Below are 19,268 nucleotides of genomic sequence, written 5' to 3'. Positions count from 1 at the left end.
TAAAAGCATAAATTAATATTTGATGCTTAAAGCTAGATGTTAAAAATAAGCTTACATAGTAAGAATTCCTACAGTGTTTTAAACCATGTTGTCAACAGGGCTCTAAAAAACGCTCTATATCGCTGAAATAAGTGGTATTTATCAATTCTAAATTTTCTAGTGATAAAGAATTATTCCAAAATAGAACTAACGAAGTGCCACCAGATTTAGCAGCAGATGGGTAAAGAATTCCTTCTATTGGTTTCTTTAAACTATCATTTAATTGATGTTTAAAATATTCGGTGATAATTTGAGTTGGTACATATTCAATATCGTAACTTAAATTTTCATCAATTGGTTCGGAAATACTTCTGGTAAACTGATGTAGAAATACAGTATCATAATAGCTACTGTTCAACTTTGAATGTTCGAACGCACTTGGAATTTCTGGAATGCTGGTAAGGTCAATTAATCGAACATCTCGTTTAAGTTTGAATTTTCCAATGGTAATTCGGTTCTCTAAATCATCAACGTATTGCTTGTATATCTCCTTAATGACTGTTTCAAAATCAAAGGCACCATAGAACATAGAAATACCTGAAGGAGAAAATCTGTTGGCGTTTCTAGCAAATTCAATTGGTGGTGAAACTAATCTACTTGCTTCTTGGCATTCAGCTTTTTTGCTTGCGTGATGTTGCTGTCCACGAAGAATTATAACTCCTGCTGGTAAGGTTTTGTACAATTTTTTGCTTTTGATAAATTGCTCTATATCTTGAAGAGTTTCACTTGGGTTTGTATTTTCAAGATGCAACTTTTGATTGTTGCTCTTATGGTGAAATAAGTATCTTGTTTGATGCTTTACCGTTTTACAGAAAAACTGCCATCTATTGAAGTATTCATCGGCGATGGAATCATAAAACTGGTAATAGTTAGTCCATGTTTTAGAATCATCTAGTGATTCTTGGATGTCAGTAACTATTTCAAATGGTGTCGCATCTATTTGTAAAAAGTCTTGAATGATGTCTTCAGGCTCATACTGACCACCCCAATAATAACCACCTTCCTTGCTTTCATATGGCTGATAATTGCCAGCGTCTTCAAAAAAGAAGTTGACGCTTTTCATAATAAACTCCATTAACTCTACAAATGGTAAGACCTTATAAGCGGTATCACAATAGCTACAAGTTCCTCGTACTGCATTTTTTCGGATATACCTATTTAGTGCCTGAACTTCAAGATGATTAGCACAAATCATCTTATCGGGAACAGATCCCAACCCTATATCCTCATAAAAGTATCTGTCATTTAACCCCATAAATTTTCTAGAAAAAAAAATTGTGCCACTAAAAATAGCGTTTACGCAAATCACCTCCAAAAGACCCCCCGCCTTCATTTAAAAAAATAAAGGTCCCCCCTGGGGAATCGAGAAAGTTATTTTAAAGGTGGCTTATGTTTAATTGGACATTTCAACACTAGAATTTTTTTATGTCGAAATTCTTCTGTAAGTGTAATGGGATTTATAAATGCTAAGCCCTCTGATCCTAATGAGAGGAAGGCTGATAAAGAAATTATACCTTATTAAAATGTATCTCGCTCACACTCCCTCACTCCCCCACACCCACTAAATACCCCACCAATTCTGGCAAGGGCAAATGCCGTTGTACTTGATAGTTCAATTTAAATGGCAGGAAAGTATCTCAAGGTGATAGCTGAGGTTTTCGTCAGTAAATCTGCAGTACATCAAGTTCATATTTAACTTAAAAATCATTTACGATGGTAAGAATTATTGGATTTAAAAAAAGGGAAAAAGAGGATGGAGCACCATTTTTCGTTCTAGAACTACAAGGTGGTATTGAAATGGTCAAGTCTGCTGAAACTGGTCAGTTTTATGCTACAGCCAAGAAAGCATTTGTTACTAGCACTTTTGATGAAATGACCTGTGAAGCTCTGATAGGCTCAGAAATGGAAGGGTCAATAGTCAAAAAACAAGTTGATCCTTACACCTATGTTGTTAAGGAGACAGGTGAAGAAATAATCCTTCGTCACAGATGGATTTACCTTCCAGAATCAAGTGAGGAAGCTAGACAAGACGAAATGTTAGATCAATTAATGTCAAATGAACCTTCCTCTGGTTTGCACGAACTTGCTGAACAGGACCTTTAGTCATTAACCTACATCCTTCCAGATTATTTTCAATGCAAAGCAATCTGGAGGGATTAAATTTTATACCTATGAAAGTTTCTGAAATCAAAGTAATCTACTCTAGTGGCTCGGAGCCTAAGAGAAAGATTAAAGATAGTGCCTCAACTTATGAGTTGATCATAGAGAATTGGAATCTGGACACCATTGAATTTGTTGAAGAGGTAAAAATTTTATTGTTAAATAACGCCAATGAGGTCTTAGGGTTTCACTTTTTAGGAAGGGGAGGCTCCAGTAGTTGTGTTATAGACGTCAAGATAATTTTATCTGTAGCATTGAAGGCACATGCCTCCGGTATTGTAGTCATTCATAACCACCCGTCTGGAAAACTTGTTGCCAGCGAAGCTGATAAAAGTATAACCCGTAAAATTCAAAAGGCATGTCAGCTTTTAGATATAAGGTTACTAGACCACTTGATTATTACAAAATCTGGCTATTTAAGTTTTGCAGATAAGGGGTATTTATAATTTACACTTGCGTAAATGAACCAATAAAAGGTCGGTTAATGGGGTTTTGAGGAAATATCTGATTTATTTCATATAATAATATAGCGGAAATGTATTATTCCACATCAACCAATTCTTTCATTGAGACCTCTAAAGCGGTACTAATACGATAGATGGTGAACAAAGTAATATTGCTTCTACCTGCTTCTAATCTAGAAATATTATTTGGGTCAGTAGTGATTTCCATTTTAGCCACGAGCTCCACCTGTGTTAGGCCTTTAGAGATCCTTATTTCTCTTATTTTTTGACCTACCTTTTTCAAAATTTCTTCTTTGAGCAAACCTATCCTACTTGATAGGTTCAATTAATCACTTAACTTAGCCTAGCCATATATCATATATGATAGGTTTTATAAATTTTTATGTATTATGAGTCAAATTATCGGAATATTATTCATCTCTGGAGTCGTCATTGCTTTGATTCTAGAGGATAAAAAATCATCAAAGAAATTCTATGAGGATAGGATAGAAGATTTGAAAAATGAGCTTTCAAATAAAAAAAACTCTATTTTGAGACTTGAAAAACAATTAAGTCAGCTTTCAATACTAGATACTCAACCAAATTTTGGTTATACATCGGAAGATGAGTATAATGATGCTATCGATGAATTAGAAAAAAACATGAAAAGCAATAGTATTCTTGAAACTATATATCATGATGTAGATCTTCCTGACCAGTTGTTTTATGTTAGTATTAGGGAAAAAACTCAAACCCTTTTATCAAAATTGGAACAAACAGGAATTCATCATAAAGATCAAAGATTTTCAGAAGATTTGGTGGACGCAAGAGAAAAAATTACAGGTCAATTGATGAATTTGGAGCTTTTTATTAGAGATTACATCCAGCAAAATAGTGTTCGCCTTGCTAAGGAAAAGTATTTGGGCTTAGTTAAAATTTTTGAGATTTCTGGAAGAGATGTTGCAGATTCCAAATCATTATATTCCGAATTATTTTTGTAGGAATATGGATTTCATCAGAAGTCTCCCTTATGTCCTAGGCACATCTTTTGAAGAGAATAATTTGGATCTAGAACTTATTCGAGAACTATCTTTAACTAAAGCATTCCGAAGTTTCAGGTATTCTGAGATATTTCTATTTGATCGATTTTTTGAATCCGAATGCTACCTTTATTTTATTAGAGGTGATTTGTCTTACTGTGATTACAGGCTTAACAAAATATACTTACACTATATTTTAGATTCCATAAATCTGAGTCTCCCTCATAACAAGTTACTAGAAAATGATCCTTATAGTAATGAGCTTAAACTATATGCTTACGCAAATGGAATAGCTGTATACATTTTACGCCAAACCTCAACATGCTTTACATTACGAATATCCCAGATTCCCAGCTTACCAAGAATTACTAATTAATCAAAATAAACTACAATTATGAAAAATTACTTATTCAATTACCTTACAGTATTATTATTACTATTTGCTATATCATGTAGCTCAGATGATGGTGATAATTCCGAGAATCCCAGTGAACCGTCCTATCTAGTTAGTTTTAATGGCGATACTTTTACAGATGGATGTGGTGATATGTCGGATTACTCTGTTGAAGTTGAGTTTGTTTCTGACGGTAATGTTGAAGGAGCTAATGATTGGAACGGTTCAAGTTCACAGACATTATCAGATTCCCGAGAGTTGAGTGGCGATGTTATAGGGGTTAGGCTTACTCTTTTGAATTTTGACTCTAGCAGTCAGACTAATGGGAGAGGGAGTGGATTAGAATCTATAAGAATAAATATTACTAACCCTAATTCTGGCACTAGTGTTTTGGATGCAAACTTATTCGACTTATTTATCTGTACAGACTCCGTATATGGGGTGCTTTTTAGCTATGACACAATGAATGATTCGTTTACAGAAGAATATGAGCAGTTTGGTTTCTAGAGATGCTTTTATCTACTGTAGTCAAACATGGGTCAAACATAGGTCAAACATTTCGAAGGGTCTTCTGCAATAATCAGAAAACAAAGGAAAGATAGATCTTCAACAAAGCAAGTGTTTATAGGCTATTTGCAAGAATATGCTAATATGTGAAACATTGCCGGGACGGACTGTTAATCAGAGGGTCCTTGGTTCGAGCCCAAGAGGGGGAGCAAATTAGAAAAAAGACTTCGTGCAAACGAGGTCTTTTTTTGTTTATGGGAGTTTTTGGGCGAGAAGTTTATCCTGAGCATTCTAAGATAAATACAAGTTTTTAGGCAGCTAATTTCACAAAGGGTTCGTCCCTTTTTGCCACGGCAAATATTCTTAGCACAAGTTTGTTGGCCACGGCATTGATTACGCTCATGTGGTGCTTTCCCTCACCAGTCTTTCTGTTGTAGTACCTCTTGAGTTGCGGGTCGTGTCGGACGGCCGTTGTCGCGCCCCTGATCAGCAATGCCTTGAGCGTCCTGTCCCTTAGATGGTGCGTCCTGTTCCTGCCCTTTATGCTGCTTCCCGATTGGTACGGGAATGGGGCAAGTCCGCCATGCGAGCAGAACTTCCTTGGATCGGTGAATCTGGTGAAGTTGTCTGTCTCGACGATGCACTTCATTGCGATGATCGGGCCGACGCCTGTGACCTTCGTTATCTTGCCATAGGTCTGTCTGATTGCCTGGTCGGACGCAATGGCCTCGTTCATCTGGCGTTCCAGGCTAGCGATCGTCCTCTCGACCTGTGCGAGCTGTCTTCTTTCTTCCCGCAGCAGGCTTTTTACATCCACCGTCCTTCCCAGGATCTCGTTTGCCCTGATGCTGTTCTTGACCTGGACGGCTATCTTGACATATCGCTGTCGGGCCGTCATGAGCGCCCTGAGCCTGACCAGGTTCTCGGTGGGCAGGACAAAGGGTGTGAGCTTGTGCCGGTTCGTGATGCCATATTCTGCGATACGATAGGCATCGACCCTATCGCTCTTGCCGCGCTGGATGCCCATGGATCTCTTGAGTTCGAGAGGATTTATGAGATAAAAGTCATGTCCCGCTCCGGCAAGGCTCTGTATGAGTTCCATGCCGTAGTGCCCGGTATGTTCCATTACAAAACGAGCCTGCTCCCTGTTGAAGCCGTCCAGCCATTTTTTGATCTGCTTTGAACTGTTCTGTAGCTGACCACGACCATTGATGGTGACGCCCTCGCTTTCAAGGATGCAAAAGTCCAGCGTGTCCTTTGAGATGTCGATCCCTACTACTAGTTTTTTCATAGATTTGATTTTGCTATTGAAACCTGAAAGACCAATGGGTTCGTGTACCAACGCTATTAATAAGCCTGAGAGCTTGACATTCTAAATGGTATCGAAAACCCAAGAAGGGAAAGGACTGATGCTCAGCATGGATCTAGATATCCAATAGTCGAAATAGTTCACCTTTCTCTTCTGGTTTTTCAGAATTCAATATGATTAAATTCACTTTAAAGATAGAAAGCTAAACTAATAGCGTAGTCGAAGGGAGTCCAAGAGGGGGAGCAAAGCAATAGAAAGCCATTCAGGAAACTGAGTGGCTTTTTTATTTTCCCTAGGTCAAACATAGGTCAAACATTTTATCTTTATCGTGTAACCTGTCCAGAAGTAGTCCAATGTCCGATCCTCATAAAATTTTTAAATATTTCAGAGATATAGTTGAGCCAAAGAAATTAATAGCTCTTAAAGTTGATTCTGTATCTCGTATTCTTGAAACATATGAATCCTTGGTAAAATCCCACAACTATAAACAAGGATTAGTAACATATATAGGCTTATTCTCGGATGGTACTATAAATGATCCTGTAGAAGCGCCAGTTACCTACAGTTTCTACGAAAAATATAAGACTGAATTATCAAGGAGAACTAAGGACGCAATTAATTCTATTGATAAGCTAGTATATAAACAAGCAGAATCCTCCGAATCTGTTAAAATTATATTGAATAACATCAAGGGTGAATTAGATCATATTAGATAGATTTCGTTAGACTCTTTTGGAGAGATAAGACAGATTTTCAACGACATATCTCTAGCATTTGCAACTTTGAGGAAATGGAAACAGTGTTTGAATTCCATTCTGGAGAAATAAGGTATCCATGTAGAGTTAGCTTTAATTCAACTTCAGCAGCCTTAGAATCAACAGCCGTAAAAAGGATAATAGAAAGATTAATCAGGCAAATGGGGCTTGGGAGAGCTTTCGCGAAAGCGTAATTACAACTGCTATAAAACCTTAAAAACAGCATCACTATTGCTATACAATGGGAAAAAAAGCAAAGCAAAAAGGCTGTCCCACGAAGACAGCCTTTAAGCGAACTAAACATGATTAGACAATTACCAAGCGCCTATAAAGTGACTGCCAGGTACATTGATAAGTTGTGCACCCTTAGTTACTTGACCGCTTTCTGTATCGATAACATAGATGTTTCCATCTTTACCTACAGGTGCTTGGGTGAGGTAAATATCATTACCGTCAACAGCAAAACCTTGATACTGGAACAAGTAGAAATCAGGCTCATAAGGAATTTGATCAATTTTTGTAGCCGTTTTAGCATTCAAATCAACAAGGGCAAAGTATCCTTGAGCACCAGCTACACCATCTTGTGAACCATCATGACGATAAGCAACTACTGCTTTACCATTTGCCGCTGGTCTCCATGCCAAAATATAAGAACCAGTTACTCCTAATGCTTGATCCAGACTAAAAACATAGGAATCATCGTACTGATTGTTAGGGCCAATTTTAAGAATGTGTGAACCGTTAGGATCGCCTTGATTTGCCTGATAAACACTACCGTTGTATTCAAAGGCGTTAATGCTGCGGTAACCATTTGTATTACCTGTTCCTACACTTGAAGTAATCACTTGTGGATTGCTTAAACTAGGGTAATCTAGAACGATAGTTTTGGAACCTAAAATTTCATAACCGCTATCACGATCTAAAGTTTGCGGATCTATTTTACTTAAACGTCCACCTATATACAGTTTATCGCCTGCAGCATTTAAAGTAGGCATGTCCACACGTGAGAAGTAATATCCATTTGCTTCTTCTTGTGATGATAACGGCACACTTATCTCTTGAAAGTTTAGAATTCTAGAGTCTTGTAGGTCTAGTGTTACGATACCTACGGTTGCTTCTGTTCTCAAATAAGTATCATCTGTAGCATCATTAGGCGTGCCATTGTCTTCTACTTCATGCTCTGTAGAAACATACACGGCACACCCAGTTTGATCACCATCAAACAACTTAATCCATCTAGGAGCTGTTCCTACATAAGGTGCGATACTTATTTCTGTTCCAGTTTGTACAAAATCCTGACCACCATTAACGGTATATTTAGTGTAATTACCACCAGTGTCACCGGCATAGCTTATATTGAATATGGTACTACCATCTTCTGAAGCTTGCAAACGAGCTGTACGGTTTGATGGAACTATAAACCCATTATCAAAGGGTTCAATAGAAATGCTAGGGTCTTGAGCATCTTCTTTACTCAGTGAGTAAATTAAGGTACCTCCATTTCCATCACCAGGGTTTGTTCCCATACGTGCTGCGGCAACAGTAATCCACCTATCTGCATTGTCAGTAGGTTCATTAAGTGAGTCGTCGTCGCCGCTGCAACCTACTACTAGCGTAAGAGCAGCAAAGGCGATACTTATAGATCTAAATTTTAGAAATCTTTTTTTCATAGTTATTGTAATTAAAATTTATTGATAAAATAGTTGAGTTTTAAATAAAATGCTCGACCGGGCTTTTGAACAGATCGGTTATCAAAAGCATCGGCATTGAAAATGTTTTTTATGTCAAAGCTTAGGACTACATCCTGTTTAGGAAAAGCATAACTGAAGCCAAAATCGTGTACAAATTGTGTAGGGATCAAGAAAGCATCTAGACCGCTTACATTGCTACCTTGTGCTAGTTGGTATGAAAATTCATCGGTGAAGTAATGGTTGTAAAACAACTCAAGTCTAGCCTTTTTCTGTAAGAAATTTTTAATGGAATACCTCACGGCCGTATTCATGGTGAATAAAGGTGTATTAGGAATATCAACGGTTTGACCGCGGCGGTTTTGAGTTTTTAATCTAAGTTTTGAGACATTAAAATTGATGTCCAAATTATTATTGTAAGTGTACTGTACTTGAGCTTCAAAACCTCTAGAGTTTGTTTCTTCATTGAAATTGTCAAACTGTACCTGTTCATCATTCTCACCCAGCTCTTCGGCATTTGCCGGTAAGCCTATCAAGTCTTTAATACGTCGAGAAAAGAGGTTAGTAGAAAGACTGATCTCATGCTTTTTATACGTATACTTTCCTAATCGAAACCCTAGATTTACATTTTCACTAATTTCTGGCTGGACAGTTAGGTTGGGTATAGTATTGTCACCAGCGTCACCAAAAACTTCATTCTCGCTAGGTAAACGTATTGCTCTTTCTGCCGAAAGTAAAACCATTAAGTCATCCCTAATGGCGTACGAAGTTGCAAATCCGTAACCGTTGTAATTTTTATTGCTGGTGAATACCTCTTCAACAATTTGAGTGCGGTCTTCATTAAATTCTGGTTTGATGTTCTCTACCTTCTGGCGGTAATGTTTACCAAAGGCGTTTAACTTCCATCTGTCTTCAAAAAGATCCAGTTCATAACTCAGCGAGTAAATGTTCTTATACAAATTGCTGGATTGTGCCAAAGAATTCTCTAACGTACTCAACCATCTATCCTCATCCACACGATCCAGACCACTGTACACGTGATTTACAAGAATCCTATTATCCTGATTAAAAGCATAAGACAATCCAGATCTTATGGAAGCCACTTTCCTATTAATATGTAGTAGGGTAGGACCACCTTCTTGTTGTGAGCCCCATGTGTATTCAAATTCGTTTCCTTGAAAATCTATAGCTCTATCGCCAGTCCAGCTATAAGCCTGTGCTACAGTATCGTTAACCACACGATTGCGCTGGCCTATAAGACCATTTACATTTACATCAAGACCTTTTACCAATAGATCCTTCTTCTGGTAAGTCAGATTGGCAAGCAGCGCATCAGACTCTAGGAACCTTCCTTTATATGGGATTTTGGTAACAAAAGCACCATGTTGTACTTCTTTGTAATCATCTGATCCAGTAAGGCCCACAAAAAATTGATCGGCCCAGGAAACATTGGTATACCCTACTTGAAGGATACCACCTACTGATCTATAAGCATCGTGAAATCTGCGTGCTGTAATGCGTGTTTCTCGACCACCTAATCCTATGTCCACAATAGTAGGGCCGCTTATTTTATAATCATTGTCAGAATAGTTGTAAAAACCAGAAGCTTTAACTGTAAAACCAGATTTGTTCAGCCTATATAAGCCATTCACGTTAGATTGAAAAGTATTGAAAGATCCATAGGAGACCGACGCATTTAAATTGCTTTTGGTTCCTTTTTTTAGAATAACGTTAATCACACCACCTAGAGCATCATCTGCCAGGTGGCCAGGCACTACACCTTTGTACACTTCAATATCCTCAATAAGTGCTGGCGGAATGCTATTTAAATTAAAGGAAGAACCGTACATCGATATAGGAATTCCATTAATAAAAATACTTACCGAACTTCCTGACAAACCATTCAAACTGTACTGGACCTGTGAACCCAATCCACCATTTTGTCTCAGTTTAACACCTACCGCATTATTTAATAATTCATTGGTTTGAATGTTTCTAGTTCTGGCTTCTTCGGTATCTATAAGAGTTACCGAAAAACCTTGAGTTTCCTTACGGCGTTTGTCCGTTTCAGTTTTTACCAGCACTTCCTGTAATTCTTGTAAATCGGTAGATTCAAGAACAGGATATAGGTTCGTTATAGGTTGATTAATAGTAATTTTTTGCGTGAAAGGTTTTGCATTTAACGAGGTAATTTCAAGAAGATAAGTACCGTAAGGAATGTTCTTGATTTTAAAATCACCTTTAACACCGGCAGTTCCCTCTTTTTTAAGGTTTGTGTCCTTTACAACAATAGATGCTGCAAGTGCTGGTTGATTATTCTCAAAAAAAACATATCCCTGTAAAATGCCTTGTTGTGAATAAGATTTTATTACACAAAACAGTACTATACTTATTGCCCAAAAATGTTTCAATGGTTCAATTTTGGGTGCAAACTTATTCTCTATTTAGAATTAATACAAATAAAAATAAGGTATAAATTGTTTATTTTAAAATTAGAATTAGAAATTTTGGTTAAACAGTTGCTAGCGTGCTATTTATAGAATATGTGAATCTACCATTCCCTTTTTTTACAGCACGGAAATAATGGAAAAGTTGGATACCAGTTACGCTTTCGCAAAAGCGTAATAGATAAAGATCTAGTGCTTCCAGATACTGATGAGACAGCATTAATCAATGTGATACGTAGCCTGAATCCCCTGGTCATTGTGGACGAAAGCCATAATGCCGTGAGCGACCTGAGTGTGGAAATGCTCAACAACCTCAACCCATCACTAATACTGGATCCCACGGCCACCCCTACGTCCTATAGCAATATCATTAGCTTCGTCAATGCCATGGAACTCAAGAAGGAGAACATGGTCAAATTGCCCGTGGTGTAGAATCACAATAAAAAGGAAGAAGTCATAAGTAGTGCCCTGCACCTGAGAAGGCAGCTGGAACTTCACGCAGAGAAGGAAGAGAATACAACAGGAAAATATATCATACCCATTATTCTGTTTAAGGTATAGAGCAACATAAAGGGGAAGAACAATACCACTTTTCAAAAAATAAAAAACAAGCTGGTCAAGCTTAAGATACCTGTAGAACAAAAGATGTAATGTTCAGTTTGTTTGAAAACAGGCGCAAAACTTCAGTAAAAATGCTTTACAGGCGAACTTCTAATTTAATTCCCTGTTTAACGCATGAGACGACAATTCAAAAGTTGGAGGAATGGATAGAAAACGATTTGATTCGAGAATGCGAATGGACAGAAGGGTATTTTGAAGTTGGACTGGTTTTAACTTACGAGCATTTCAAAATTGATGATGACAATCGAATTAGAGATGACTTTTATAGAGACAAGAAATGTAGCTTAGTACCTGAAAGTGAAGCATACCTCAAATGGCTCTCAACAGATTAATTACTAAAACATTATTCAAATTTTGTACACACTACGGATACCCTAGATATAAATTGAAGTGCAAATAATTGAATAGCATAAACTTACCTTCCTTGGTTCGAGCCCGAGAGCGCAAATTATATAAAGACTTCTTGCAAACGAGGTCTTATTTTGTTTAGGGGATTTTTTTTGTGAGAGGTGTGCAGTGAGCTTATCGAACTGTTTATGCTGAGGCTGTACCTTGAGGTTATTAAATTAATTCTCTCGAAAAAAGACGAGCTTAGTCCCAAAACAAATCAGGAAAGAGGAAGGTTTATGTGTTTCGATGTTTTACTGAGAGATCAATCAATCATCATAGTTCTAAAATAAAAACACTTCTTTTCTGTGCCATTCTAAAGCTTCTAAAGAAGGCAAGTAGTTTTCATTGTCTGGAAGTTCTATTCTCTTACCTTCCAAAGAAAGTAGTGATTCTGAAGAAGATTTTTTGCTTACCGAGGGTGAAATTCTAACGATATAATCTTGGTTAATGGTAAGTAGCCCTCTATCAAAAGCTCTATGTATGTTAGGGCTTAATGAAATTCCATTTTGAATGGTATCATTCTGGCTTATACTAAATGGAATAATATGGCAAGCGTCAACCATTTGAACATTGTGATTTGAACTAACGCAAAACCCGGTTACACAACATGAATAATTATAAATTTTAGGTACTGTTTTTTTAAATATGCCACCTCTTACAAAAATTTCCTCTTCAAAATTTTCTTTCTGAAGTTGTTCGCTTAATTTTTTCAACTTTGACTGGTAGTTTGGTGCGGTTTCATTGAGAATTTCATTTTCAATTTCATCTTCTCCGTCAATCTCATACTTTATATATGAATCTGTTTGTGAGAAATATTCATTTAGAATGAATTGTTTGATAATATTCCTTGAATCCTCGACTTGCAAAAGCTCATACAATTCTCTGTCAATTTCTGCAAAAGCAATTAACTCTGTCAATTTGTTTATGCTTTTAATGCTTTTGTATTGTTTCAATCTTGAATTCATACCAGCTTTCGGTGCGAGCCTGTAAAAAGGTTCACTCCTTAAATGAAAATATGGTAATGAAAAGTTATCGACATGCCCAGAATGTACGAGTTGCTTGAATAATGATTTAAACATTAGAACAAGGTCGCTACTTACCTCTATTCTATTACTAATTATTTTCTTTTGCTTGATTAATTCGATAATCGAAAGCAGAAGTATAGGTTTATGAGGTGCTTTTCCTAAACCCTTATTGTGACCCCTTTTTAAACTTTTGAAAAGCTTTAAATACCTAGTGATTGAATCTTCCACTTTTTAAAGGTAGTATAATTATTCAAGATAGTACTTGAGAAATTATGATCGAAACCCACTAAAAACAAAAAAGCCTCTCCTTATTAGGAAAAGCTTCTCACAAAGTGTCTCCTCGACACCTTCAAATCCTCAAATGTTTTAGAGGACACACAACTTGAATTTTATTCCTTCAAAAGGAATTGCGGTCTGGACGGGACTCGAACCCGCGACCCCCTGCGTGACAGGCAGGTATTCTAACCAGCTGAACTACCAGACCGTGCTACTATTTTAGGGACTTTACTAGCATGTCCTGCTTTGGTAATCAAAGCGCGCTACCACATTTCTGTCTTAGCGGATGCAAATATACTTTTGTTATTCAAACTAACAAGCGCTTATTTCATTTTTTTTGAAATTAACATTTGATCGCGATTCGTTGCATCAATTCCCTATAACTTCAAGACCTTAATATCTAATTAATGTAGGAATCTCGCGAGTGGCTTAGTTTTGCCGCATGATAAAACTCATCGCTACAGACATAGACGGTACCCTGCTGGATCAGCACCGCTCCATATCAGACCATACCGCAGCAACTTTCAAAATCATAGACCTGCCTAAGATCTTGATTTCGGCGCGCATGCCGCAAGCCATGTACTACCTGCAAGAAATGTTAGACATCGCCGGTACACCTATTATTTGTTACAACGGTGCGCTAGTGCTGGATCGCGATGAGGTGTTGTATAATTTGCACATCCCCTTTGAGCAGATTGAAACCTTAGCGGCGACTGCGCTGGAGCACGATCTACACATCAGTCTCTACCGTAAGGACGAGTGGTTTGTGACAGCCATGGACCAGTGGGCGCAGCGCGAGGTAAACAATACCCGGGTACAGCCTACCGTGCAGGATTTACAACAGACTTTGGACTATTTTGAAAATACAAGGGACCAAGGTGGTGCCCACAAGGTGATGCTTATGGGCGATATGGTGGCTATGGATTCCGCTTTCGCGAAAGCGGAACAACAACTAGGCAATCAAGTCCATTTATACCGCTCAAAAGACACTTACACCGAGATCACTCCTGCAGGCACCTCCAAGAAAAAAGCGCTGGAACTGCTATTAAAAGAAAGGTTTCAGGAATCGGGAATGGAGCATGTGGCAGCATTCGGCGATAATTATAACGATACAGAAATGCTTCAGGCGGTAGGTTATGGAGTAGCGGTAGCAAATGGGCGCGATGAAGTTAAGCAAGCCGCGCGGTACATCGCTGATCATCATAAAAAAGATGGTGTTGCCCTCTGGCTTCAAGAGAACCTATAAAAAAAGCGGCTCTAAGGCCGCTTTAAAAATTTTTATTAAGGTTACTCAACCTTGGTAAAATCAGAATCGTCCAGTCCCGTCACCTGCATCACACTATTGTAGTCAGAGACATCAAGATTTGGATTATTTAGGAAGTCAACTGGTAATATGACCACCCTGAAAGTTTGGTTCTCAAGATCTGCTGGACCTAATAAATTGAAGTCAGTGGAAGCAGGACCGTCTAGAAAAACTCTGACATCTAAGTTAGTAGCATCATAATTATATTGGTATTCACCAAAATCGCTATACAACGACTGTGGTAACAATCTCCAAACATCGAGAGGATTTCCCTGATTGTCTGTAGTCTGGTCAAACAAGATATAAACCAGAGTCATATCGTTCACGCCCACTTCATTGATATTCACAAAATCATCGTAAAATATGAAGTTTTCATAGTCTGGCGCACTAAAATTTAAGGTTTGCTCAAAGGAAAGTGGTAACAGGGCAAGTCCATCTCTACCAGGAGGTCCCGGTGGTCCTTGATCACCTTCACAAGAAATTAAAACGGTTGCACTAAGCAATAATAGAAGTAACTTTTTCATAGTAAATTGATTTATGCTTTGATGGTTTCAATAAGCATGCCTAAATTTAAAACATGAGAAAGTTCACGATCCTTATAGTTTTGTTACATTTTATAACTCAAGCCCAAATTGCAGAAGGCGACAGCCTCATGACCGTAGGGAATTATCAGGCAGCGATGTGGTCGTACCAGCAAGCTCCAGAAGAGGCTTCTACTTTCTTTAAAATAGCAAGAGCTTCTGCAGCCATGGGAAATACAGACGATGCCATCGATAGCTATATGGACGGTATGGCACTGGACAGTACAGATGTAAGAGCGCGTTTTGAATTAGGAAAATTGTTGCTTGGAATTAATGACTGGTCCAGTGCGCTGAACATTTTTAATGCCTTGCAAGAAGAATTTCCAGCAAATGCAACCTATCATCATTACATCGGGAAGACCTATCAAGACCTCAAGCAAAGCGATACGGCGATCACCTCTTTTAAAAAAGCGCTGGATCTCAACGAGAACTATAGGGCAGCATTAATTGAATATCTCGTTGAGAATATCAGGGCGAGAAACTATAATGTAGCCAGTGTTTATGCTCAGAAGTACCTTAAAGACTACCCAGACGATGTCAAGATTAACAGTCTTTATGGACAAGCATTAATGAATTCAAGATATTCCGATAAAGCGATAGAGGTTTTTGAAAAACTATTTGAGCTGGGAAGCGACACGGAGTATAATCGCAAAAGTCTTGCTTATGCTTATTTCGCCGCAAATGATCATGAGAAGTCAAATGAAAACTACGAGAAATTCCTGCAAGATTATGATGACAAGGATCCTCAGGTATATTTTATGATGTCCAAAAATTATCTCGCACTAAATGAATTCGAACTAGCTCAAGATTATATTGAGAGAGCCATCGTTTTTAAAACTCCTAATCTGGCTCAAGAATATTTGCAATTGAGTTCAGTTTATGCCAATAAAAAAGACTTAAAAAACGCGCTGGCTGCTTTGCGAAAAGCATCAGAAGAGGCTCCTAATAATGATGATATCGCATATCAGCTTGTCATAGGTGCTGACCGCTACTACGCTGATAAGAAAACAAAGTTGACCTACTACGAGAATTTTCTCGAGAATTTTCCAGACAGTGATTACACGGAGATCGCAAAAGAGCGCGCAGGTGACCTAAAGAAAGATATCTTTATGGACGGCGGCGACATAGTAAGCGATGATAACTAGCGCTCGGGATCTACGGGCTTCATTTAGTGTTTACTGATTCTATTACCATAAATTAGCAGCGTGGGTAAGTATCTTGTTTACATAACGTTTCTGAGTTTAGTGGTGAGCTGCAAGTCTGATAAAGAAATTGAGCAGGCTGCCCAGCAACAAGCTGATCAAGATTTCAGTCAGATCGATCTTGAGCGTGTTAATCGTTATCCGCTATTTGAGAATTGTGATGAGATGGAACCTACACCTGATTGCTTTTACCGAGAGCTGCACAAGCTCGTAGCCCTTCGGCTGAAAGATGAGGTCTATGATTTTAAATTTGCGAGTAGGGATAGCATCATTGCTTCCATAACCGTAACGGCTACTGGCCAATTGAAATACGACAGTTTAGTAAACACATCCCAGAATCGAGATTATAAGGAGCTGGACAGCATGTTAAGGGAAAAGCTGTATCCGCTTTGTAAGATTGAGCCGGCCATTCTTCAAGATGTTCCCGTATCCACAACTTATTTGCTGCCTATTAAAATTAGTCCTGCACCTCAAGCTGATTGATCTTTCGGTTACTCCATTGAGGTTTCGATAGGCTTGCCAGCGCTACACCAATAACTACAACGGGATAAACTAATAATTGCAACAGCAAATATTGCGTCCATTTTGATTGTTGAAAAAACTGATTGCCTATAAATAGAACCAGTACATCAGTCAGAACTTTGATGATCAATATTCCAATAAATAGTGGAAACGTTATGAGATCTGAGAGAAATAGAACCGGAGCAGTTAAAAACAGCAAACTCATAACCAGTACCTGAAAACCAATCGCCTTATTAAGCAGGCTGGAAGTTTCAGAGCCTTTTTGGGCCCATCGCGCTCGTTGCGCGATCATGTTTTTCCAATTGTGCTTTGAGAATGTGGTCACCGATGCAGCAGCATTTTTTAAATAATGACAGTGCTCAGAATCGAGCTGCCACAGTTTTTCCAGCAAAAAAACATCGTCTCCACTCGAGATATGAGTGTTGCCTTCATAACCTCTGACTTTTTCAAAAGCTTTTTTCTTAAAAGACATATTTGCACCGTTTGCCATAAATGGGCGTTTGATCTGGAAAGCTCCCATGGTCATCACCTGTAGGGCGACCATCTCATGGTTTTGAATGGTTTGAAGAAATGAATTGCTAGATTGAATCGATACAGGACCTGATACAAAATGAGCCTTTGGATAACGAGAATAAAATAGATGGTAACACTTAAGCCAGTTAGAAGGCAGCACGCAATCTGCGTCTGTAGAGATTATGAATTGGGAAGTTATCAGCTCTACCGCTTGCTGAATACCGTCCTTTTTGGCACTAACGCTGAGGGGAACTCTATCTAATAGGTGAATTTTTATATGGGGATAAGACTGTTTAAATTCTTTAAGTAGACTTTCACTCCCATCATTAGAACCGTCGTTCATAAAGTAGAAGTCCACTTTCTCAAAATCATAGTCGAGAAACTTGATGCTTTCAAGCAGAGTAGGAAGTCTCAAGTGCTCATTCCTATAATTTACGATAACCGCAAAACTCATCTGATCCTCTCGGTCTATGTAATCCCACGAGAGGGTTCTCATGGAGTGAGCTTCCAGCCCCAAACCCAGTAGAAGAAATAAATAAATAATCGGTATGACGATGATCCACTCCATCAAGCCGTTTCTAGTTCAATCCGGCTTTTGAAAGGTAGCAACGCACAACCTAAAACGGTTGGGAAAACCGTGTTAGTGATCCAGATCAGCGTAGTTGCTAGTAGTACAATTTCAGTATCACCGGGAAAAATCGTCACAACCGCGAGTATGCGCACCGGTAAATCCAGAATCTGAATCAGCGGTATGGTGGAAATCAATAAATACCAAACGGTAATACAGCTCAAGATTGTCACAATGCTTTGATCATAATACAATACGCCCAAAACAAGAAGCCAATTACTTGAAAAAATAAGATATCTCAAAGTCGAAAAACCAACCGTCTTAAACCATAGATCGCTTCTTACGGCATTCAATCCCAACTTTTTTCTCACCCATGAATAAGCAAGGAAGATTAGTAGACCTGTTAAAATAATCAGTCCCACATACTTCCAAGTATCGTCCATCAGCTCTTGCTCATAAACAAAGAGTCCTATAATTCCTACTGCGACCGTCACCGCCATTTGAGAAAAGTTACCTATAAAAACCCGCTGTGTTACTTGCTTCCGCAAGCTTTTTGGAAAGTATAAAGCCTTGGCAACAAATTCACCGCTGCGTAAAGGTGTGATAAAGCTTGCCGCTTGGGCAGTGAGGTTTTGTAGCACGCTTTCGCGAAAGCGTAACCCATAAAAATCACCTACCAGAAATTGCCACTTCTTGCTTTCTACTAACCAGCTCGCTAAACTCACACACATCAGTAGCGGAAGGATAAACCATGGAAGAGACGCCAGCTCTTCAAAAATGCGATACCAATTGTATTCTGAATCCTGAAATTTGAAGACCAAAACTGCGGTACAGCCAGCAAAAACCAGTATTTTGAGCAGCAGCGGTAGATATTGTTTAGATTTGTTCAGCACGGGCGGAAAATTACGCATTTGAAAACAGAAAAAATTATTTTGGGGATTGATCCCGGTACGGCGATCATGGGATTTGGCGTGATTAAAGTCATGGGAAACCAGATGTCGTTTGTGCAAATGAACGAGCTGGACCTAAGAAAGGTTAAAGATACTTACGTGAAACTGCGCCGCATTTTTGAACGCACTCTAGAACTCATCGACACGCACCATCCTGATGAGATCGCGCTGGAGGCTCCGTTTTTTGGTAAAAACGTGCAGTCTATGCTCAAGTTGGGCAGGGCTCAAGGCGTAGCGATGGCGGCTGGACTTTCCAGAGATATTCCCGTAACCGAGTACGCACCCAGAAAAATCAAACAATCCATAACGGGTAAGGGAACCGCCAGCAAGGAGCAAGTGGCAAAGATGTTGCAGAGTCTGTTACAAATTAAAGAATTGCCTAAAAACCTAGACATGACCGATGGTCTCGCCGCCGCAGTTTGCCATTTTTATAACAGCGGTAGGATCGAAGTAGGCAAAAGTTATTCTGGTTGGTCGGCTTTTGTGAAACAGAATGAAAAACGCATCGTGAAATGATTAAGGGCTTATTGTCAAA

At 38.6% G+C, this 19,268-nt stretch carries 19 protein-coding genes and 1 tRNA gene; 10 read left to right on the top strand and 10 right to left on the bottom strand.

Features of this window, described 5'->3' with window-relative positions; translation table 11 throughout:
* Window positions 1–91: 91 nt before the first annotated feature.
* A complete protein-coding gene (locus BST97_RS09645) occupies window positions 92–1,372 on the bottom strand; it encodes a HEPN-associated N-terminal domain-containing protein (RefSeq protein ID WP_085767038.1) in 1,281 nt (426 codons plus the stop codon).
* Between the two features lie 380 nt (window positions 1,373–1,752).
* Here BST97_RS09645 and BST97_RS09640 point away from each other — a divergent pair, with 380 nt between their 5' ends.
* Together BST97_RS09640 and BST97_RS09635 are read left to right on the top strand one after the other, a co-directional pair.
* Window positions 1,753–2,142, top strand: coding sequence for a hypothetical protein (locus tag BST97_RS09640; protein WP_085767037.1), 390 nt, complete (start codon window positions 1,753–1,755; stop codon window positions 2,140–2,142).
* Between the two features lie 68 nt (window positions 2,143–2,210).
* A complete protein-coding gene (locus BST97_RS09635; protein WP_085768217.1) occupies window positions 2,211–2,645 on the top strand; it encodes a JAB domain-containing protein in 435 nt (144 codons plus the stop codon).
* Between the two features lie 94 nt (window positions 2,646–2,739).
* On the opposite strand, the gene BST97_RS09630 is transcribed toward BST97_RS09635, so the two are convergent.
* The gene (locus BST97_RS09630; RefSeq protein ID WP_245833525.1) at window positions 2,740–2,988 is read right to left on the bottom strand and encodes a helix-turn-helix domain-containing protein; all 249 of its coding nucleotides are present in this window, start codon (window positions 2,986–2,988) and stop codon (window positions 2,740–2,742) included.
* Between the two features lie 64 nt (window positions 2,989–3,052).
* On the opposite strand from BST97_RS09630, the gene BST97_RS09625 reads away from it, so the two are divergent.
* Together BST97_RS09625 and BST97_RS09620 are read left to right on the top strand one after the other, a co-directional pair.
* On the top strand, window positions 3,053–3,643 hold the full coding sequence (locus tag BST97_RS09625; protein WP_085767035.1) for a hypothetical protein: 591 nt from the start codon (window positions 3,053–3,055) through the stop codon (window positions 3,641–3,643).
* A gap of 433 nt (window positions 3,644–4,076) precedes the next feature.
* Window positions 4,077–4,583, top strand: coding sequence for a hypothetical protein (locus tag BST97_RS09620; protein WP_085767034.1), 507 nt, complete (start codon window positions 4,077–4,079; stop codon window positions 4,581–4,583).
* A 310-nt stretch (window positions 4,584–4,893) separates the two neighbouring features.
* Here the strand turns inward: BST97_RS09620 and BST97_RS09615 are convergent, their stop codons facing one another.
* Window positions 4,894–5,874 carry an IS110 family RNA-guided transposase gene (locus BST97_RS09615; protein WP_085767033.1) on the bottom strand — a complete coding sequence of 327 codons (981 nt, stop codon included), beginning with the start codon at window positions 5,872–5,874 and terminating at the stop codon, window positions 4,894–4,896.
* 371 nt (window positions 5,875–6,245) lie between these two features.
* Here BST97_RS09615 and BST97_RS09610 point away from each other — a divergent pair, with 371 nt between their 5' ends.
* Window positions 6,246–6,608, top strand: a complete 363-nt coding sequence (locus tag BST97_RS09610; protein WP_085767032.1) for a hypothetical protein — start codon at window positions 6,246–6,248, stop codon at window positions 6,606–6,608.
* Window positions 6,609–6,961: 353 nt separating this feature from the next.
* Here BST97_RS09610 and BST97_RS09605 read toward each other — a convergent pair whose 3' ends face one another.
* Both BST97_RS09605 and BST97_RS09600 read right to left on the bottom strand, forming a co-directional pair.
* A complete protein-coding gene (locus BST97_RS09605; protein WP_085767031.1) occupies window positions 6,962–8,317 on the bottom strand; it encodes a hypothetical protein in 1,356 nt (451 codons plus the stop codon).
* Window positions 8,318–8,328: 11 nt separating this feature from the next.
* Window positions 8,329–10,746, bottom strand: a complete 2,418-nt coding sequence (locus BST97_RS09600; RefSeq protein ID WP_085767030.1) for a TonB-dependent receptor — start codon at window positions 10,744–10,746, stop codon at window positions 8,329–8,331.
* A 228-nt stretch (window positions 10,747–10,974) separates the two neighbouring features.
* On the opposite strand from BST97_RS09600, the gene BST97_RS16145 reads away from it, so the two are divergent.
* On the top strand, window positions 10,975–11,214 hold the full coding sequence (locus BST97_RS16145) for a hypothetical protein (RefSeq protein WP_245833523.1): 240 nt from the start codon (window positions 10,975–10,977) through the stop codon (window positions 11,212–11,214).
* Window positions 11,215–12,074: 860 nt separating this feature from the next.
* Here BST97_RS16145 and BST97_RS09585 read toward each other — a convergent pair.
* Window positions 12,075–13,046, bottom strand: coding sequence for an HNH endonuclease (locus tag BST97_RS09585; RefSeq protein ID WP_085767027.1), 972 nt, complete (start codon window positions 13,044–13,046; stop codon window positions 12,075–12,077).
* A gap of 182 nt (window positions 13,047–13,228) precedes the next feature.
* Window positions 13,229–13,302 (bottom strand) — tRNA-Asp (locus tag BST97_RS09580).
* Window positions 13,303–13,536: 234 nt separating this feature from the next.
* Between BST97_RS09580 and BST97_RS09575 the strand changes: the two genes are divergently transcribed.
* Complete coding sequence (locus tag BST97_RS09575) at window positions 13,537–14,340, top strand: Cof-type HAD-IIB family hydrolase (RefSeq protein WP_085767026.1); 804 nt, start codon at window positions 13,537–13,539, stop codon at window positions 14,338–14,340.
* A gap of 41 nt (window positions 14,341–14,381) precedes the next feature.
* Here BST97_RS09575 and BST97_RS09570 read toward each other — a convergent pair whose 3' ends face one another.
* The gene (locus tag BST97_RS09570; protein WP_085767025.1) at window positions 14,382–14,921 is read right to left on the bottom strand and encodes a dihydrolipoamide dehydrogenase; all 540 of its coding nucleotides are present in this window, start codon (window positions 14,919–14,921) and stop codon (window positions 14,382–14,384) included.
* 53 nt (window positions 14,922–14,974) lie between these two features.
* Between BST97_RS09570 and BST97_RS09565 the strand changes: the two genes are divergently transcribed.
* Together BST97_RS09565 and BST97_RS09560 are read left to right on the top strand one after the other, a co-directional pair.
* A complete protein-coding gene (locus BST97_RS09565) occupies window positions 14,975–16,123 on the top strand; it encodes a tetratricopeptide repeat protein (RefSeq protein ID WP_085767024.1) in 1,149 nt (382 codons plus the stop codon).
* Window positions 16,124–16,183: 60 nt separating this feature from the next.
* Window positions 16,184–16,663: a hypothetical protein gene (locus tag BST97_RS09560; RefSeq protein ID WP_157111597.1), complete on the top strand. Its 480-nt coding sequence runs from the start codon at window positions 16,184–16,186 to the stop codon at window positions 16,661–16,663.
* On the opposite strand, the gene BST97_RS09555 is transcribed toward BST97_RS09560, so the two are convergent.
* Both BST97_RS09555 and BST97_RS09550 read right to left on the bottom strand, forming a co-directional pair.
* Window positions 16,638–17,783, bottom strand: coding sequence for a glycosyltransferase (locus BST97_RS09555; protein WP_085767022.1), 1,146 nt, complete (start codon window positions 17,781–17,783; stop codon window positions 16,638–16,640). The two genes, BST97_RS09560 and BST97_RS09555, sit on opposite strands and share 26 nt — an antisense overlap.
* Window positions 17,783–18,676 carry a lysylphosphatidylglycerol synthase domain-containing protein gene (locus BST97_RS09550; protein WP_157111595.1) on the bottom strand — a complete coding sequence of 298 codons (894 nt, stop codon included), beginning with the start codon at window positions 18,674–18,676 and terminating at the stop codon, window positions 17,783–17,785. Before BST97_RS09550 ends, BST97_RS09555 begins: the two co-directional genes overlap by 1 nt.
* Window positions 18,677–18,694: 18 nt before the next feature.
* Here BST97_RS09550 and ruvC point away from each other — a divergent pair, with 18 nt between their 5' ends.
* Window positions 18,695–19,249, top strand: a complete 555-nt coding sequence (ruvC, locus tag BST97_RS09545) for a crossover junction endodeoxyribonuclease RuvC (protein WP_085767020.1) — start codon at window positions 18,695–18,697, stop codon at window positions 19,247–19,249.
* The last annotated feature ends 19 nt before the right edge of the window (window positions 19,250–19,268 follow it).

The sequence above is a fragment of the Nonlabens spongiae genome, assembly GCF_002117125.1.
GTDB classification, from domain to species: Bacteria; Bacteroidota; Bacteroidia; order Flavobacteriales; family Flavobacteriaceae; genus Nonlabens; species Nonlabens spongiae.
Note: the sequence above shows the minus strand (reverse complement) of the source record. Positions and strands in the feature narration are given on the sequence as shown.

Bases quoted from the DNA above. Each gene is read 5' to 3' on its own strand.
- BST97_RS09645 (WP_085767038.1), bottom strand. From the start codon at position 1,372: ATGAAGGCGGGGGGTCTTTTGGAGGTGATTTGCGTAAACGCTATTTTT.
- BST97_RS09640 (WP_085767037.1), top strand. From the start codon at position 1,753: ATGGTAAGAATTATTGGATTTAAAAAAAGGGAAAAAGAGGATGGAGCA.
- BST97_RS09635 (WP_085768217.1), top strand. From the start codon at position 2,211: ATGAAAGTTTCTGAAATCAAAGTAATCTACTCTAGTGGCTCGGAGCCT.
- BST97_RS09625 (WP_085767035.1), top strand. From the start codon at position 3,053: ATGAGTCAAATTATCGGAATATTATTCATCTCTGGAGTCGTCATTGCT.
- BST97_RS09620 (WP_085767034.1), top strand. From the start codon at position 4,077: ATGAAAAATTACTTATTCAATTACCTTACAGTATTATTATTACTATTT.
- BST97_RS09615 (WP_085767033.1), bottom strand. From the start codon at position 5,874: ATGAAAAAACTAGTAGTAGGGATCGACATCTCAAAGGACACGCTGGAC.
- BST97_RS09610 (WP_085767032.1), top strand. From the start codon at position 6,246: ATGTCCGATCCTCATAAAATTTTTAAATATTTCAGAGATATAGTTGAG.
- BST97_RS09605 (WP_085767031.1), bottom strand. From the start codon at position 8,317: ATGAAAAAAAGATTTCTAAAATTTAGATCTATAAGTATCGCCTTTGCT.
- BST97_RS09575 (WP_085767026.1), top strand. From the start codon at position 13,537: ATGATAAAACTCATCGCTACAGACATAGACGGTACCCTGCTGGATCAG.
- BST97_RS09570 (WP_085767025.1), bottom strand. From the start codon at position 14,921: ATGAAAAAGTTACTTCTATTATTGCTTAGTGCAACCGTTTTAATTTCT.
- BST97_RS09565 (WP_085767024.1), top strand. From the start codon at position 14,975: ATGAGAAAGTTCACGATCCTTATAGTTTTGTTACATTTTATAACTCAA.
- BST97_RS09555 (WP_085767022.1), bottom strand. From the start codon at position 17,783: ATGGAGTGGATCATCGTCATACCGATTATTTATTTATTTCTTCTACTG.